Below are 15,956 nucleotides of genomic sequence, written 5' to 3'. Positions count from 1 at the left end.
CGGGCACGGTTGCGGAATCGGCCCAAGGGTCCAATCCGCGGGCCGTCCGGGTAGGCCCGCGGGTGGACACGTCCCTTACCGCGGGATGTCCGCGTCCCCCAGGGGACGGCCCGCGAGAGGGTGTGCACGGACGGCGGAAATTCATTGGCCCCGTCCCGCCCGTTGCCCTTAAAATCTCCGCTCTTGCCCGCCTCCCTCACGGAGTGCCACCGCCCGGACGGAAACCGGTCGGCCCCAGTCCTGGAAGAGCAGATCCGGAGGCACCCCCTTGTCCACGCCCGCCCACGACCGGCTCGCCGATCCCCACGACCGGCTCGAGGACCCCCTCGCCCGCGAGCGCTCCCACCTCGCCTCCTCCCGGGCCGCGCTGCGCGCCATGCGCGAGGACGTCGAGTCGCTGGACATCACCGACGTCACCGCGAACTGGGTCAACGCCGCGGTGCTGGCCCACCAGATCGACGAGCGCATCAAGGCGCTGGCCGACCTCAGCGACACCCCGCTGTTCTTCGGCCGGCTCGACTTCCTGCACGCACCCGGCGCCGAGCAGGCGGAGGGCGCGGAGGGCGAGCGCTTCTACATCGGGCGGCGGCACGTGCACGACGCCGGCGGCGACCCCATGGTCATCGACTGGCGCGCCCCGGTGTCGCAGCCGTTCTACCGGGCGTCCAAGAAGGACCCCATGGACATCGGGCTGCGCCGCCGCTTCGGCTACACCGGCGGCGACCTGACCGCCTACGAGGACGAGCACCTGTCCGACCCGGCCGAGGCCGCCACCACCAGCAAGCTGCTCCAGCAGGAGATCGAACGGCCGCGCGTCGGACCGATGCGCGACATCGTCGCGACCATCCAGCCCGAGCAGGACGAGATCGTCCGGTCCGGCCTGTCCGGCACGGTGTGCGTGCAGGGCGGCCCGGGCACCGGGAAGACCGCCGTGGGCCTGCACCGGGTGGCCTACCTCCTGTACGCCCACCGCGAGCGCCTCGCCCGCACCGGCACGCTCGTCATCGGACCGAACAAGTCCTTCCTGCACTACATCGAGCAGGTCCTGCCCGCCCTCGGCGAGCTGACCGTGCAGCAGGCGACCGTGGACGACCTGGTCGCCCACCTGGAGGTGCGCGGCACGGACGACGCGGCCGCAGCGGTCGTCAAGGGCGACGCCCGGATGGCCGAGGTGCTGCGCCGGGCCCTGTACTCGCACGTGACCATGCCCACCGAGCCCGTCGTCGTCGTGCGCGGCTCGCGGCGCTGGCGGGTGCCGGCGTACGAACTGGAGGAGCTGGTACGGCAGTTGCTGGAGCGGGACATCCGCTACGGCGCCGCCCGCGAGGCCCTGCCGCAGCGCATCGCGCACGCGGTGCTGGTGCAGATGGAGCGCTCCGGAGAGGCCCCCGACGACCGGGTGCAGGACGCGGTCGCCCGCAACAGCGCGGTGAAGGCCGCGGTGAAGGAGATCTGGCCGGCCGTCGACCCGGCGAAGCTGGTGCTGCGGCTGCTCGGCGACGCGGACTTCCTCGCGGAGCACGCGGCGGGGATCCTCGACGAGGACGAGCAGAAGACGATCCTGTGGGCGAAGCCGGCGCGGAGCGTGAAGACGGCGAAGTGGTCGGCGGCGGACGCGGTGCTGATCGACGAGGCCACCGACCTGGTCCAGCGCACGCACTCGCTCGGGCACGTGGTCCTGGACGAGGCGCAGGACCTGTCGCCGATGCAGTACCGGGCCGTGGGACGCCGCTGCACCACCGGCAGCGCCACGGTGCTGGGCGACCTGGCGCAGGGCACCACGCCGTGGGCGACCCGGAGCTGGGACGAGGCGCTGGCCCACCTGGGCAAACCGGAGGGGGTCATCGAGGAGCTGACGGCGGGCTTCCGTGTCCCGACGGACGTCATCACGTACGCCTCCCGGCTCCTGCCCCACATCGCGCCCGGCCTGACGCCGGTCGCGTCCGTCCGCGAGAACCCGGGCTTCTTCGAGGTCCGTCCCGTCACCGCGCCGGAGGACGTCGTGGCCGCCTGCGCCGAGTTGCTGCGCAACGAGGGCTCGACCGGTCTGATCGCCGCCGACGCCCGCGTCCCCGTACTCGCCGAGGCACTGGCGGCGGCCGGGATCACGTATCTCGCGCCGGGTGAGGAGACGACCCGCGAGACCCGCCTCACCCTCGTCCCCGCCTCCCTCGCCAAGGGCCTGGAGTACGACTACGTCGTCCTGGACGAGCCGCGGGCCGTGGTGGACGGCGAGCCCGACGAGCGGACGGGCCTGCGCCGGCTGTACGTGGCCCTGACCCGAGCGGTGTCGGGCCTGGTCGTCGCGCACGCGGGACCGCTGCCGGCCCAGCTCGCGGAGTAGGGCGCTGTGCCGTTCCCGGTCGAGGGGACCAGACCGCGGAACGGCCTAGACGGGGCTCAGCTCGGGCCGCACGGCGTCCCCGTCGAGCACGGTCCGCCAGCGCGCGACCTCCGCCGCCGAGACGGGGCCCCGCCACCCGCCGGGACGGGCCGCCCCGCCGATGTGGAACGCTTCGAGGCCGTCGGCCAGCAGCCGCGGCACGTGGTCGAGGCGCAGCCCGCCGCCCACCAGGATCTGCTGCCCGTACCCGGGCTGCCCGCCCCTCCGCGCCTCCGCGGCCAGCGTGGACAGGCCCGCGTCGACACCCGCGGCCGCGCCCGCCGTCAGGTAGGTGTCCAGGCCGGGCAGACCGGCGAGTCGCCCCCGCAGGGCGTCGCGGTCGGCGGCGCGGTCGATCGCGCGGTGGAACGTCCAGGGGCAGCCGTCCAGTGCGGCCACCACCCGCTCCACCGCGGCCAGGTCCACCCCGCCGAACGGGTCGAGGAACCCGAACACGAACTGGTCGGCCCCCGCGTCCCGCATCTCGTGCGCCACCCGCACCAGCCGGTCCACGTCACCCGCCGCGAACCCGTCCGCCAGCCGCAGCATCACGCGCAGGTCGATGTCGACGGCGGCCCGGATCCCGGCGACGGTGGCGGCCGGCGGGGTCAGCCCGTCGGCCGCCATGTCGGTGACCAGCTCGAGTCGGTCCGCGCCCCCGGCCTGGGCGGCGACCGCGTCCTCGACGTCGAGCGCGATCACCTCCAGGACTGCACGCTTGCTCATGGCACCCCATTCGTCGGCGGGCTACAGGTCCCCTACAGGTCTAGTCCAATTTAGCCCATGCTTCGCCGGACGGGGTCCCGCGTCTCAGCCGAAGATGTTCAGCCGCTCCGCCTCCGCGCCGGCCAGCTCGTACCCGGCACCGTTCAGCGGCCGCCCCGCGTACAGCCGTACGAGCGTGGCGGCGTCCCCGATGAACCGGGCGGGCGGACCGTCCCCGGCCACGGCGCCCAGCCGCACCGGCTCGTCGAGGTCGTCGAGGTCCGCGTGCAGCGGCACGTGCTCCTTCTCCCGGGTGATGCGCGCCAGCAGCACCAGCGCGTCCGGCAGCGCCGCGCCCGTGTACGCCCCCGGCTCCCCGAGGGTCTCGCGCACGTCCCCGGCGTGCACCCACTCCCCGAGCGCGATCATGTCCAGCACCCCGCCCGCCTTGCCGATCACCGTCCCGGCCTCGGTCATGCCGCGCTCCAGCTCGTCCACGACCTGCGCGTTCGTCCACTCGGCACGCTCGGCGATGTCCCGGTCGTTGGACTCGGGCGAGAACACACCTTCCTCGAACCGGCGCTCCACCACCCGCGTCAGCACGGCGGAACAGTGCGCCAGCACGTCCCGCACGCTCCACCCCGGACACGCGGCGGTCGGCAACGCGAAGTCCGCGTCGGGCCGGGACCGCAACAGCGGTATCAACGCGTCCCGCTCGGCGGCGAGCAGCCGTCCGGGCAGTTCCGGGTCTCGTACGTCGGTCACATCCGCGGGAGTCGTCATGGGGGCCACGCTAGTGCGGACGCCGGGTGATGTCGTGGACCGCGACACGCGGGCTGCGGCGCGCACTACAAGGTGCTCGGCAGACCCCCGTTGTCCGCCTGCTGCGCAGGGATACGGATTTCGGACGTGACGGGCTTACCGGTTCCGAACATGAGGCTCGACGGCTGCGTCGTCCGTCGGTCGGACACCACGATCCCGCCGCGCCACGTGCCCGCCGGGTCCTGGTAACGGAACTGAAGCTTCTTCAGCCGCTCCCCGAAATGTTCCCTCAGCGGCCGATAGGCGTCGTCGCAGTGCACGTTCCACGTCACGTCGCTCAGGTAGGCGTGGCATGCGATGGGGAAGAGCAGGGAGGAGACGACGAGATCCGAGAGCTGAAGCAGCGTGTGGGTGTCGCTGTGGCCGAAGACCGGCGACTCGATGACGCCTTTGAGTGGATCACCGCCCGCCCGGTACTTGCGCGTCGGTCCGCGAGAAGGGGGAGGACCGGGCAAGACGGTGCGAGCCGAGTTGAGGATCAGTTGAAGATCACGGGACCAGGTCGCCCCGCCCGGGGACAATGGCCCCATGGCCTCTCACGCCGACCTGGACACTCTGCGCACCCGCTTCGCCCGCGCCCTGGAGGGCGCCCGCGGCCCAGACGGCGGACCCGACCCGGCGCCGTACGCCGACAACCTGCTGGCCCGCTGGCAGGAACCCCAGCGCCACTACCACACGCTGACCCACCTCACGGCGGTCCTGGACCACGTCGACGCGCTGGAGAAGTACGCCGCCGATCCGGACGCCGTGCGCCTGGCCGCCTGGTTCCACGACGCGGTGTACCTGCCGGAGCGGTCCGAGAACGAGGAGCGCTCGGCCCGGCTCGCCGAGCGCGCGCTGCCGGAGGCCGGCGTGCCGGACGCGAAGACGGCGGAGGTGGCCCGACTGGTCCGGCTCACCGTGACCCACGCCCCGGCGGACGACGACCGCGACGGCCAGGTCCTGTGCGACGCGGACCTGGCGATCCTGGCCGCACCGCCGTCGGCGTACGCCGCCTACACCGCCGAGGTCCGCGAGGAGTACCACTTCGTCCCGAACGAGGCGTTCCGCGCGGGCCGCGCCGACATCCTGCGGCAACTCCTCGCCCTCCCCCACCTCTTCAGCACCCCGCACGGGCGGGAGCACTGGGAGGCGACGGCTCGCTACAACCTGTCGGCGGAACTGGACATGCTGTCGGCGTGAATTGTCGGTGGAGGAGCAACAGAGCCCCCTGCTATGGTCCGCCGATGTCGTCGATCAAGCAGTTCCAGGTCACCTTCGACTGCGCGGATCCGGAGCGCGTCGCTCGCTTCTGGTGCGAGGTGCTGGGGTACGTCGTACCGCCGCCACCGGAGGGGTTCGCCTCCTGGGACGACTACCAGCGCTCGCTGCCGCCCGAGGAGCAGGGTTCGTGGTTCGCATGCAGTGACCCCACGGGTGTGGGGCCGCGGCTGTACTTCCAGCGGGTCCCCGAGGGGAAGGTCGTCAAGAACCGGGTGCACCTCGACGTGCGGGTCGGCACCGGACTCGTGGGCGAAGAGCGCCTCGCCGCACTGGAGGCCGAACGCGCACGTCTGGCTCCGCTCGGCGCGGTGCACGTGCAGACGCAGTACGACGGCCACGACGCGTGCATCACGATGCAGGACATCGAGGGCAACGAGTTCTGCCTCGACTGAGCCTCTCGGAGGCGAACATCACGCCCCCGCACGGCTGCCGATCGACTGCGTCCGACAGCAGAGATCCGATGCGGGAGTGTGGCCGGCGGGGGCGTTGATGACGATCTCATCCATGTTGTCGTTCGGTCCGTCCACATCCGGCCGAGAGTCACCACCGCCACCGGACGACCGCGTTGCCTGCGGGCGGGTGGGCCGGGCCGCCGCGTCCTTGCCCGTCCATTCGGAGACGGCCACGACGTGAGCCTCCTCCGGAGGACTGCGAGCAGATGGTGAAGGCTCTGGCACGGTGTTCCCGGTGGTCGCGTACCCGGTCCGCCGGCTGCGCAGAGCCTCGTCACCGCGGGAGTGGTAGGCCTTGCCGGCGGGTACAGGGGCCGGCGTCTGCGGGGGCCTCCGAGCTCGAGCCGGGGCACCGGACCGCCACCAGAGCCGACTCGAACGGGGGCGCCCCCCAGTCGGCAACGATGCCCGGTGCCCGAACGCCCAACCGCCGCAGACGCCTTCGTCGTCCAGACCCGGCCGAGCGCGGCCCCCGGGCCGCCGCCGTGTGAACGACCTGGTGGTCAGGGGCCGCGTCTGCGGGCCGCCCGCGGTCAGGGGTGCTGACGGCGGGCGGCCCGGGTGTCGCACGGGCTGTTGACGTTAGTCGCAGTCCCAGTAGGAGACACGGTGGTGGTAGCCGTACCTGTACTGGTCCCAGCCGTAGTTGCGGTCGTCGCGGCAGTGGTTGCGGTGACCCCAGCGGCCGTAGCGGTCGTCGTCGCAGTACCGCCCCCAGCCATCGCAGTGGTTGCGGTGTCCCCAGCGGCCGTAGCGGTCGTCGTCGCAGTACCGCCGCCAGTCATCGAAGTGACGGTAGCCATAGGCGTGGTGGTTGCCCGGCTGGAACGAGGGGGCCACTGCCGTCTGGAGGGCCGCCGCCGGGGCAGCGGATGCCTCCATCGAGAGAGGGGCCATGACAGCGCCGGCCGCCAAAAGCGTGCCCGCTACCGCCTTAGCAATGGTCTTCACCTGATCTCCTTTCAAGCAGTAGGTCCGATTTGGCCCTGCCGCTGAACACAAAGCTACACAAATGCCGTCCGACTTGAAGCCGGCTGAATTTCCGTCAGCTCCAGCGCACATACGAGCGCTACATCGAAAGCGGCAGCTCAGCGACACTGACGCACCCTTATGAAATATTCCCGCCCTGCGCGGAGAAGGCGGCCGACCGGGTGAACTCCGGTCAGCCAGCCCGCAGTTCCAAGGTTGCGACAGATTAGACCCGGTGGCGGTAAAGCGCCGCTCCAAACGCCCCTTGTTTTTCGGAGTCGTGCGACGAGAAAGCGCGTGGCGGTTTGCGTCGAAGCTGATGACGCGAGCTTTCGACAATGCCCTGAATTCCATGGAGTGCGTTTCTCGCGGAGCGGCGCCCGTCGACCGCCTCCGGGGGAAGGACACACAGGGTTCGGCGTGTCGACCGCCGCGCGGCGGTCGCGCAAAGGGGGCGGGTCGCCCGGGACACCGGGCGATGCGGCGCACCGTCCAGCACCGGCGAGTTGGCAGTCCGGGGCAGTCGGCCCGGGCTCCGGGAGGGGTCTTCGGCGACGGTGCATCTCGGACGCGCACCCGCGAATGGACGGCAGTCAGGGCCACCACCGCCCTCACGGCACCGGGCAGGGACCGCCGGCCGAGGTGGCCGCCGATCTCCGGAGGGGGGCGTTTTCGCTGCTCCGGCAAGGTGGCGGCCCGGCCGGCGTCCGCCTCCTGCCGGCACCCCCGTCGGCCGGGCTGGAGCCGCGACCCCAACGCGCCACACATGCACCGCGGTTGAGGTTCAGAGGCAGAGAAGGGAACAGATGCACACTTCTGAACGGATGTCGGAAATAGGCGGTTTGCACTGCACGTTCCCGTCGACTACCGTCCAAGCTCTCCGGACGAATCGTCCGGAGACTCCGGACGGCGGGGTTGTGCATGGCCTTGCCGTCCGGAGTGACCGTTCCCGTACGGAATCCGCGCGATGCCGTCGAGCCGGGTCCGGCGGGCCTCTGCAGTGGCCGGCAGACCCGATGGCCGATGGCGCCGACCGGAGGTGGAGCGCAGCAGGGCGGCTGGCAGTTGGTCTGTTTCGCCGCCCGGCCCGGCTCCTGATCTCACGTACATCCCCCTTCCATCAGGAAAGGTTTTCCTCATGAACAACGACTGGCTTGAGGCCGAGACCGCCGAACTGCTGCCCGGCCGCGAGGCGCTGGGCAAGTTCTCCTTCAGCCTCACCAAGATGACGACCGTCTCGAAGAAGATCGCGCACGTGGACGCCCACAACGAGTCGGCTGCGCTGAACCAGTACTCGCCGTTCGCGGTCGCCCAGTCCGAGGCCTCCCAGACCATCAGCGTCCGGCAGTAGCACGATCCCCGGCGCAGGGACGGTCCCCCCGGAGCATGTCCCTGCGCCGGGACAGGAATCGGGCTCACCCGGCACGACGAGCTGGACACGGCCCGGCTGCCGGTGGCCCGTGCGGGCACCGGACGGTCCATGCCTGCCGCCGGTAACGGACTTCCCGCGGTACCTACCAGTTGGGGATGGAACACCGTGGTGCGCGCCGGCCCCGAACGTCGGGCGGGCGGTGGACCCGGCGGGATCCGCCGGCAGACGCTCGGGGAACCGGTCCCCGCACCCGGCTTTCACCCATCCATCGGCGGCGACGGCATGAACGAGGGGAATCCGGTGAGCAGTCCTCACCCCGCAGCCTTGCGCGCCCGCGCAATGCAACTCGTCCTGGAAGGGTGCCCGGCAAGGGAAGTGGCACGGCAACTGGGCGTCTCACCGCAGACCGTCTACCGCTGGCGGCGCTCCGCCGCGTCCGGGTCGAACCTGGCGCAGGCCCGCACCCGCATCGACGAACTGGAGGGGGAACTCCTCCTGTGCCGCGAAGTCATCGCCACGATGCGGCAGATGATGCCCCCAAAAGACGGTACGAGGTGATCCACCACATGGCGTCGCACGGGTTCCCGGCACGCCGCGTCGCCGCGCTCCTTGGCGTCTCGGAGTCCGGGTACTACGCCTGGCGCACACGCTCACCCTCCCCACGCGCACTGCGCCGGGCCTCACTGACCCGGCTGATCCTCGGCATCCACCAGGAGTCCGGCTCCCGTTACGGATACCGCAGAGTGAGGCAGGAACTCGGCCGCCGCTACGGGATCGACATCAGCCACTCCACCGTGGAGGCCGTCATGAGGGGGGCCGGCATCCGCGGCCAAGCAGGACGACCGCGCGAACAGACCCCGCAGGCGGCGACCTCGGCCCGGCGCCGGCGCTGGATCGTCGACGTGCTCACCCTCACCACAGCGAAGGGCCCGCTGTACACGGCCGTCGTCCTCGACACCGCATCGCACTGCCTGCTCGGCTGGAGCACCGCCGCGACCGCGCACCGCACCCTCGTCCCCTGCGCCCTCATGGCCGCCCTCACCCGCGTCGTTCACGCGCAACCGGCCCCCCAGGGCCTGCACGAGCCCTTGCCGGCATGCTCTTTCACCGAGCGGGCCGACTCGCTTCGCTGCACGCCCGTCGGCGCAACAGTGGGAAACCGCTACGACCACGCGGTCGTGGAGACCTTCTGGAGGGCCGTCCACCGCGAACTGCACGACCCGTCCCCCTGGCCGGACACATACTGTGCCGAGGGCAGGCTCGGCAAGACCCTCGACCGCTTCGCCCGGCAGGCGTGGGCCGCCGGACCAGCGAGCCCGTCCACACCGTAAGGCGGATCCCATGGAAACGACACCAGCCGTGCCCGCCACAGGCGGCCCCAGGCCCGACATCCACACCAGGCAGGACACCTCCACCAACCACGCCCATCGATTGCACCTGTACGGCGCCTTGGACCGGGTGTGTGTTCCCCTCGCTGCCGCCGACGTCCAGGCCGTCTTCAAACTGGCCGAACTCGACTGCGTCACCGTGCACGCCGTCATCGACTGGCTCGACGCGGCACGAACACTTGAACCGTGCCCGCTTGCGCACCCGAGGTGACGAGCCCGGCGTGCGAGCGCAGCACATTCCTTCCCTAGAGGGTGCCGTTCGCGTGGAGCAACGACTCGACGAGAACGGCCACATGCCGACGGTCCGCCGGGCTCAGCTTGTGCACGCTCGCGATGAGGATCGCCACCTCCGGATCGGCGGCCTCGAGTGCGTCCTCGAGGTACAGGTTGACGCCCGCGGCGTCGGCGGCGGCCCGATGCACCGGCGCCACGGGGATGCCCAGTCCCTTGGCCAAGCCCTCCAGAGTGGTCTGCTGGGGCATCTGCGCCAGCCGCTCCGACGTCGCCAGGTGGTGGACCGTCGAACGGGAGATGCCACCGCGGCGCGCTACATCGCTGTAGGACCAGCCGTTCTGATCCAACTTGCGCTTGATCATTTCCTGCAGTGTGTTGGGCACGCCGGTTCTTCCTGTGGAGAGGGAGTGACCGCCTGTCAATGAGTCTAACGGCCGTATCGGCGGGGCGTTCCGTACCTGTTCCTCCACCAGCGGCCTGCGCTACCCTGACCGCCGACTTCACGTCATGATCGACACCTGCGGACGGCTCGGCCGGCATCGAGAACCAGCACTACCTCCGCCGGAGTGAGACGCTCCGCGAGCCGCGCCTCACCCCGCGCTGTCCTCCACAGCACACAGCCGTCAAGCGCCCCCGCCCGCGCGGCGGCCACCCCGCCCAAGGCCGGTTCCACACGCAACAGCCCGGCCCCGCGGCCGCCGCTCGTCGATGAACAGGGCGCAACTCGGGCGCGGGCCCGGGCGCCGGCCGACGAGCAGACCCCGAGGCGCGCGCGGACGGCCGAGCGGCACGGCGCCACCGCGCCTGCGATCACGCAGGCCGGAGCCGGGCGTACGGGAGACGCGATGCGCCGCCGCCCGGGTCGGACACGGCCTGCCCGTTCCCGCTGGCGGTCCGGACGAATGTCGGCAGCGCTGGTGCCCGGCAAGACCAGCCGCTCCGACTCGGCGTTCCGAGTGCAGGCCGGGCGCCACCGGCCGCGGCTCACCGCAGCGGGGCATCGAGCCTTCGGGCCGCCCGATGGCGGATGCCGGGCCAAGCCCGAGCACGGGGACCTGGTCGCCCACCAGACGTGATCAGCATCTCCGGGTGCGCTGAACCACGCGGGTGTTGCGTATGGGGACGGTCAGCGAATGTTCCGGTCCCGCGTGATGTACGAAGACCGGCCGGCTGCCTGGCCGCCGTCGGCGCCGAGGCTTTCCAGAGCGCCTCCTTCAGACCGGGTCGTCGGCTTCTGCGTGTCCCGTCGCGCCGACGCATCGACCCAGCAGGAAAGTCGCCGCGGTCACGCACATCGGACCCCCGCTTCCACAAGGCGACGTCCTGCGCGGCCCGGCCGAGCCCCGAAGCGTACGACGGCGGCCGGGCACGAGTCTGTGGCAGCAGAACGAAACGCAGGCGTTACCCGTACAGGCGAGAAGGCGTCGCTGCGCCGAGTGCGGCGTAGGAGGACACGGCGGTGGAGCGAGCCCGGCGGCCCAGTCCGCAAAAGGTGTCGCATTCGTTCTTCCCACAACCGGAGAACCTCCTGCGGCTCTGAGCAGCCGTCGTCCTCCGTGCGCCCCGGCTCTGCTGCCCCGGGGCCTGTCGCGGGGCCGGTGGTATGACGCGCGCTCAGTTTCCAGGGGTGACGACGGGGGTGAGGGGCCCGTTGGCCATCACGATGCAGGGGAGCGGGTGGAGCGTGCCGCTGGAACCGCCCAGGGTGAACAGGGGGACGCCGTCCTCTCCACGCCGGCTGTGGTGATGCCAGATCTGCCCCAGGCGGTCGATGTAACCGACAGCGAGGTCGTAGACGCGGCCCCACAGAAGGAAGGGTTCAGCGGCTAGCTGCGCCGCTTCCTCCAAGAGGCGGGGCACGGCGTCCGCGGTCAGATGGACCTCCACACCGTCAAGGTGCCCGATGGCGGTCTGCGCCCATCCACTGCGGTGAGTCGGCACGTTCAGGGGTGCACCGATCTCGTTCAGCCAGTACTCCCAGTCCCCCAGGGACACAGCGTGGATGTGGACGGTGACGCGTTCGTGATCCGAGGTGATCCGGGTGACCTCGAGCCGGTCGTTGTTCTCGGACCGCAGCCTGGCCGCCGCGACGGCGGCCGGTGGCTGCGTCTGGCCGCCGACATCCGTGCGCGGCTCCTGGGCACCGGCGCTCCGGGAGGGAGCCGGTTCGAGTGCAGCGGGCAGCTGGGCCGGGACGGGCGTGGTGGCCGGTGCGTCGGGCTCGTGGGTGCTCGCGGGGTGAGGCTCGGACACGCCGGGGATGTGCGGCGGGCGGGGCGTGGTGAACAGGCCAGGCGTGTCCCCGCCGGCGTGGGGCGTCGTGACCGGCTCCCACGGGGGCGTCGCGCCCGTGGCGGGAGATGCATCGGTCTCGGTGGATCCGGCCTCGGGATCGGCGGGTTCCGACTCCGGCGGACGACGACGCGCCAGGTTCTGTTGTCCGAGCCCCTGGAGGGTGTCGGCGCCGCCGGTCTCCACCAGGCGGCCCTGTGCCTGCAGGTCGGCGATGAAGACGCGGGCGAGTTCGCGGAGCCGTGCGGTGAGTTCCCGCTCGACGTCCGTCCCACTGCCGTCGGCGATGGTCATGCCGCGGCCCCCAGGTAGGCCTTGCGGAGGGAGTCGAGCGCGCGCCATTGGAGCGTCTTGACGGCGCCGTCAGTGGTGCCCATGGTGCGGGCGGTCTCACGGACGGACATCTCGCCCAGGAACCGCAACCGGATGACGGCCTGCTGACGGGGGGTGATCTCGGACAGGGCGTGCCGGAGGTCGTCGAGTGCGAGCGAGGAGAGAACGGTTTCTTCGGGGTTGCTCACCACCGGGGCCCAGGCGTCTCCCACCTGGGTGATCTGGCCGACGAAGGTGAGGTGGCGGGTCGTGGCGGTCTTGAAGTGGTCAGCGACCGCGTGGCGTGCGATGGTGCACAGCCAGGCACGGATCGACGTACCGTTCCACGTGAAGGTGGGGATCTTCGCCCATGCCTTCATGAAGACGTCCGCGGTGAGGTCCTCGGCCAGGGCGGTGTTCGATCTGACGCGCCGGGCGACGAGTGCGGCGATGACACCGTGATGCATGCGGTACAGCTCGGCGAAGGCCTCGTGATCGCCCTGCTGGGCGAGGGCGATGAGGGCCGATTCCCTGGTGTCGGCACTGCCGTCGAGGGTGGCGTCGTGAGCCTGGATGTTCAAAGGGTGCTCCCGGTCGTTGGAAAGAGGCAGAGGTGGGGCTGTCGGCGGAACGTGAGGCGGTGGCGTGCGAAGACCGCCTTGAGGACGCGGAGGGGGATGAGCGCCGGGCCGGTCGTCAGTCGGCCGCGCGCCGGTCCCGGTCACCGTGCGGCAAGCGTTGCCGCTCCGGGTCGAGCACACGCCAGCGCTGCGAAAGGCCGGTCTGCATCGTCTGCGGATCGTCGTAGACGAGCGCGTCCAGCAGGACGCTGTAGGCGTCCCGCAGTGTCCAGAGTGTGGCCAGACTGGGCTGTTTCGTTCCGGTCGCGAGCCGGTGGAGCGTCGACCTGCTGATCCCGGTGCGCTGTGCCATGTCGGCGACGCTTTCGTCACCCAGCTCCCTGGCCTTGAGCAGGAGCGTGGCCATATGGAGGCGAAGCATGGTCAAAAGACCCCCTCAGCAACGTGCAGTCGTGCGGCTGACCCACACGCGCGCAACATATGCAAGTTGCCGGATTACGACTGACGCAAGGGTATTTTAATTCGCACACGAATACGAGATCCGGTATGTGGCCTGCGGAAATGCCGATCTAGCTCTTGACCTGCGAAGGTGCACGCGTGCAACCGGCATGTGTCAATGTGCTTGCACGCTACTCTCCGACAATGCGGAGTGCGGAGAATTCCCCCCATGAGAGCCGGGCCAGACGGCAGGCTCAGGCGCAGCGGATCGGTGCGTATCTCACCCAGGCCGCGACGGCAGCCGGATACGACGTCCGGCGACGCCAGGGCGGCCGGGCGCAACTGGCGGCCGTGACCGGTCTGAGCCTGACCACCATCAGCCGGACGCTGGACGGCAAAACGTTGCCGCTGTCCTCGCAGTTGACGACGTGGGCGACCGTCCTCAATCTCGATCACCGGAGGGTTCTGGTGGAGAGCGGTCTCATTCCCGAGCAGCGGGGTCCTCAGTCACCACGACGCGAACCGGACGCGGCCCTCTCGCCGGACGAGGCCATGACGGCGTGGAGAATCACCGACCCCATCATCCGCCGGACCCTGAACGGGAGCATCGTTCAGGCGATCGCACTCCAGGCGGAAATCGATGCGGCCTCGACATCCAGGATCTTGCGGGAGGGCCAGAGCGCGAGGGCCACGCGCCGATGACACCGCTCCCACCGGCGCCCCTCTCCCGTGTATCGCCGGACGCTTGTCGTCGGGACTGAACTGCTCGCTCGAGGAGGGACGTGTCAGCAGCGCGGAGGAAGTGCGGGGCGTCGAATCGAGCACATGCACGCCCTCCGGGTCCTCCCCCCTCGGCGATGGCTCTCCCGCTAAGCTCGGCGGAATCTTCCCGGAATCCAGTGCCTGCACCATGGTTCATGGTCACCGGAAGAGCGGGGAATATCCTCCTGCCGTGCCATATCGAGCGGGTCGAAAAGGGCCACGCCGAGAGGGGTGTACAGGTGCTTGTCGTACGTGGAGCCCCCACGACCGCTGTCGTGCGCAGCAGCACCGGCGAGGCGGTGGTCCTGCTTTCCGGCGACTCACTGCGGCAGGTACCGCAGAAGACGATCACCGACATGATGAAAGCTGCTGCCGCCGTTCTCAGCGCCGCGGAACTCACGACCGTCAACAACGCCGTTCCGATACTCGGCACGGGCCACCCGGACTTCCATGTCCGTATCGAAGGAGACGAGTTGACGGTCTACCGACTGATCGTCAACTGAGTCCGGCGTGAAGCCGGCGAACACGTCCTCCTCCCCCTTCTTTGGGTACGGCGGCCGGTCCTTCCCGGCGAAGCACACCATGGGACCACTTGATCGCGTGGGGCTGCTCGGCCCCGGGGATGTCACGAGCCGTGATGAGATCTGCGGCGTCAGGCGGTCCTGCCGGCAGACCCCGTCATCCAGCAAGAGGTTGAAGCGGCAATCTCCCGTTGGCCCAGCGGTGGTGGACGGCTCGCCTGCGGAGCCATCTGCGCAGGGTGAAGCGTTGCGGGACCGTGGGCCGGGGCCGGCCGGAACACCGAAGACGCCCGGCGCCGGGCGTCTTCGGAGGCCGCCACGACTCTCCCGGTACGCCGCCCGCACGGCCGTTCACGACCCCATGGCGCACCGCGGCCCGGTGGTGCGAGGCGCCGGCTGCAGACCCCTCAACCACGTCCGGCCGGTACCCCCGGCCGGTGGCCCGCGCGGCACCGCGGTGCCGCGCGGGCGCGGACGGTCCCGGTCCCACCCGAAACAGCAGTGCGACTTTGAACGAATGTCGCATTTAGTGTGTTTGCACTTTTCTTTTGGCTTCGGCTACTGTCCAGACCCTCCGGACGAACTGTTCGGAGTCGTCGGACGGTTGGGGCGGACCTCCCCCAGATCCGCCGTTCCCCGACTCGACGGCCGGGTTTCCGCATGGCCGGGCCGCCGAGGAGGGACTTCCTCCCGTCCACCGGTCCTGCCGGCGCGGGGAGCGCAGACAGCCTGCTGCTCGCTCACTGTCAGCCCGAACGCGCCGGCAGGCCCGGGACGAGACCGCAGAGGCGGCCACGACGTCCCGGGGCGACGCACCGGAACTCGTCGGGTTTCACCAACCACTCGAAGGATGAAAGGACTCCTCCATGAACATGGACCAGCTCGAGACCGAGACCGCGGAACTGCTGCCGCGGCGTGAGGCACTCGGCAAGTTCTCGTTCAACTTCGCCAAGATGACCACCGTCACGAAGAAGATCGCGCACGTCGACGCGCACAACGAGTCGGCTGCGCTGAACCAGTGCTCGCCGTATGCGGTGGCCCAGTCCGAGGCCACGCAGAGCATCAGCGTGCAGCAGTAGTGCACGGGCCGGGCAGAGCCGTACCGGCATACGAGTCCAGGCCTGCCCGGCCCACCTCACGACGATCTGCAGCGCGGCCTCGGCCGGCTTGCCGCACCGCGCCTCGCCCGCTTGCCCCCACGGTGCGTCATCCGGTCCCACGGGGGCGGGAGTCGGCTCAGGACGCCACTGGTCGGCGTTCGACCGCACCGGCCCGCGAGTGATCGAGCCGTCCAGGCGGGGACCGCCGCTCCCTCACCGCGCGGCGCCCGCTCCACCACGCGCCCACCGACCGTGACCACCTCGAGCGGTCGTCACTCTTCGGGACCGCCGCCGGGATGCGCCCGAACGCCCCATCGGCATCCACCGCGCATCGCGCACCTGTGTCGGACCGTCAAATGCGT

At 70.6% G+C, this 15,956-nt stretch carries 19 protein-coding genes; 10 read left to right on the top strand and 9 right to left on the bottom strand.

Going from position 1 to position 15,956, the window contains the following annotated elements:
• Positions 1 to 268: 268 nt before the first annotated feature.
• Positions 269 to 2,344, top strand: coding sequence for a HelD family protein (locus AQJ66_RS08360; protein ID WP_061918681.1), 2,076 nt, complete (start codon positions 269 to 271; stop codon positions 2,342 to 2,344).
• Between the two features lie 45 nt (positions 2,345 to 2,389).
• On the opposite strand, the gene AQJ66_RS08355 is transcribed toward AQJ66_RS08360, so the two are convergent.
• From AQJ66_RS08355 to AQJ66_RS08345, 3 genes are all read right to left on the bottom strand, one after another.
• Entirely contained in the window at positions 2,390 to 3,109 is a 720-nt protein-coding gene (locus tag AQJ66_RS08355) for a copper homeostasis protein CutC (RefSeq protein WP_061918679.1), read from the bottom strand.
• Positions 3,110 to 3,193: 84 nt separating this feature from the next.
• Positions 3,194 to 3,871 (bottom strand): maleylpyruvate isomerase family mycothiol-dependent enzyme, encoded by a 678-nt coding sequence (locus tag AQJ66_RS08350; protein WP_061918678.1) that lies wholly within the window; start codon positions 3,869 to 3,871, stop codon positions 3,194 to 3,196.
• A gap of 65 nt (positions 3,872 to 3,936) precedes the next feature.
• Positions 3,937 to 4,440 (bottom strand): hypothetical protein, encoded by a 504-nt coding sequence (locus tag AQJ66_RS08345; RefSeq protein WP_244162776.1) that lies wholly within the window; start codon positions 4,438 to 4,440, stop codon positions 3,937 to 3,939.
• Between AQJ66_RS08345 and AQJ66_RS08340 the strand changes: the two genes are divergently transcribed.
• Complete coding sequence (locus AQJ66_RS08340) at positions 4,439 to 5,092, top strand: HD domain-containing protein (protein ID WP_061918676.1); 654 nt, start codon at positions 4,439 to 4,441, stop codon at positions 5,090 to 5,092. The genes AQJ66_RS08345 and AQJ66_RS08340 overlap by 2 nt on opposite strands.
• A gap of 44 nt (positions 5,093 to 5,136) precedes the next feature.
• Positions 5,137 to 5,565 carry a VOC family protein gene (locus AQJ66_RS08335; protein ID WP_061918674.1) on the top strand — a complete coding sequence of 143 codons (429 nt, stop codon included), beginning with the start codon at positions 5,137 to 5,139 and terminating at the stop codon, positions 5,563 to 5,565.
• A gap of 18 nt (positions 5,566 to 5,583) precedes the next feature.
• Here the strand turns inward: AQJ66_RS08335 and AQJ66_RS38775 are convergent, their stop codons facing one another.
• A complete protein-coding gene (locus tag AQJ66_RS38775) occupies positions 5,584 to 5,799 on the bottom strand; it encodes a hypothetical protein (protein WP_159052541.1) in 216 nt (71 codons plus the stop codon).
• 408 nt (positions 5,800 to 6,207) lie between these two features.
• Entirely contained in the window at positions 6,208 to 6,507 is a 300-nt protein-coding gene (locus AQJ66_RS08330; protein ID WP_159052540.1) for a hypothetical protein, read from the bottom strand.
• A gap of 1,225 nt (positions 6,508 to 7,732) precedes the next feature.
• Between AQJ66_RS08330 and AQJ66_RS08325 the strand changes: the two genes are divergently transcribed.
• From AQJ66_RS08325 to AQJ66_RS08310, 4 genes are all read left to right on the top strand, one after another.
• On the top strand, positions 7,733 to 7,945 hold the full coding sequence (locus tag AQJ66_RS08325; RefSeq protein WP_061918669.1) for a hypothetical protein: 213 nt from the start codon (positions 7,733 to 7,735) through the stop codon (positions 7,943 to 7,945).
• Between the two features lie 129 nt (positions 7,946 to 8,074).
• Positions 8,075 to 8,524 carry a helix-turn-helix domain-containing protein gene (locus AQJ66_RS40840; protein ID WP_079060133.1) on the top strand — a complete coding sequence of 150 codons (450 nt, stop codon included), beginning with the start codon at positions 8,075 to 8,077 and terminating at the stop codon, positions 8,522 to 8,524.
• Between the two features lie 8 nt (positions 8,525 to 8,532).
• The gene (locus AQJ66_RS08315) at positions 8,533 to 9,297 is read left to right on the top strand and encodes an IS3 family transposase (protein ID WP_061918665.1); all 765 of its coding nucleotides are present in this window, start codon (positions 8,533 to 8,535) and stop codon (positions 9,295 to 9,297) included.
• A gap of 10 nt (positions 9,298 to 9,307) precedes the next feature.
• On the top strand, positions 9,308 to 9,565 hold the full coding sequence (locus tag AQJ66_RS08310; RefSeq protein WP_063804027.1) for a hypothetical protein: 258 nt from the start codon (positions 9,308 to 9,310) through the stop codon (positions 9,563 to 9,565).
• A gap of 34 nt (positions 9,566 to 9,599) precedes the next feature.
• Here AQJ66_RS08310 and AQJ66_RS08305 read toward each other — a convergent pair whose 3' ends face one another.
• From AQJ66_RS08305 to AQJ66_RS08290, 4 genes are all read right to left on the bottom strand, one after another.
• A complete protein-coding gene (locus AQJ66_RS08305) occupies positions 9,600 to 9,950 on the bottom strand; it encodes a helix-turn-helix domain-containing protein (RefSeq protein WP_244162775.1) in 351 nt (116 codons plus the stop codon).
• Between the two features lie 1,252 nt (positions 9,951 to 11,202).
• Entirely contained in the window at positions 11,203 to 12,174 is a 972-nt protein-coding gene (locus AQJ66_RS08300) for a BN159_2729 family protein (protein WP_061918659.1), read from the bottom strand.
• The gene (locus tag AQJ66_RS08295) at positions 12,171 to 12,773 is read right to left on the bottom strand and encodes a sigma-70 family RNA polymerase sigma factor (protein WP_061918657.1); all 603 of its coding nucleotides are present in this window, start codon (positions 12,771 to 12,773) and stop codon (positions 12,171 to 12,173) included. The genes AQJ66_RS08300 and AQJ66_RS08295 overlap by 4 nt, the downstream gene beginning before the upstream one ends.
• A 115-nt stretch (positions 12,774 to 12,888) precedes the next feature.
• The gene (locus AQJ66_RS08290; RefSeq protein WP_159052538.1) at positions 12,889 to 13,179 is read right to left on the bottom strand and encodes a helix-turn-helix domain-containing protein; all 291 of its coding nucleotides are present in this window, start codon (positions 13,177 to 13,179) and stop codon (positions 12,889 to 12,891) included.
• Positions 13,180 to 13,415: 236 nt separating this feature from the next.
• Here AQJ66_RS08290 and AQJ66_RS08285 point away from each other — a divergent pair, with 236 nt between their 5' ends.
• The 3 genes from AQJ66_RS08285 (at position 13,416) to AQJ66_RS08275 (ending at position 15,573) form a co-directional block, all read left to right on the top strand.
• The gene (locus AQJ66_RS08285) at positions 13,416 to 13,913 is read left to right on the top strand and encodes a hypothetical protein (RefSeq protein ID WP_061918653.1); all 498 of its coding nucleotides are present in this window, start codon (positions 13,416 to 13,418) and stop codon (positions 13,911 to 13,913) included.
• 335 nt (positions 13,914 to 14,248) lie between these two features.
• Positions 14,249 to 14,476 (top strand): hypothetical protein, encoded by a 228-nt coding sequence (locus AQJ66_RS08280; protein WP_061918651.1) that lies wholly within the window; start codon positions 14,249 to 14,251, stop codon positions 14,474 to 14,476.
• 884 nt (positions 14,477 to 15,360) lie between these two features.
• Positions 15,361 to 15,573, top strand: coding sequence for a hypothetical protein (locus AQJ66_RS08275; protein WP_061918648.1), 213 nt, complete (start codon positions 15,361 to 15,363; stop codon positions 15,571 to 15,573).
• Positions 15,574 to 15,956: the final 383 nt, after the last annotated feature.

Source organism: Streptomyces bungoensis, from assembly GCF_001514215.1.
In the GTDB taxonomy this organism is placed as follows: Bacteria; Actinomycetota; Actinomycetes; order Streptomycetales; family Streptomycetaceae; genus Streptomyces; species Streptomyces bungoensis.
The sequence above is the reverse complement of the archived record's forward strand: the minus strand, read 5'-3'. Positions and strand labels throughout refer to the sequence as shown.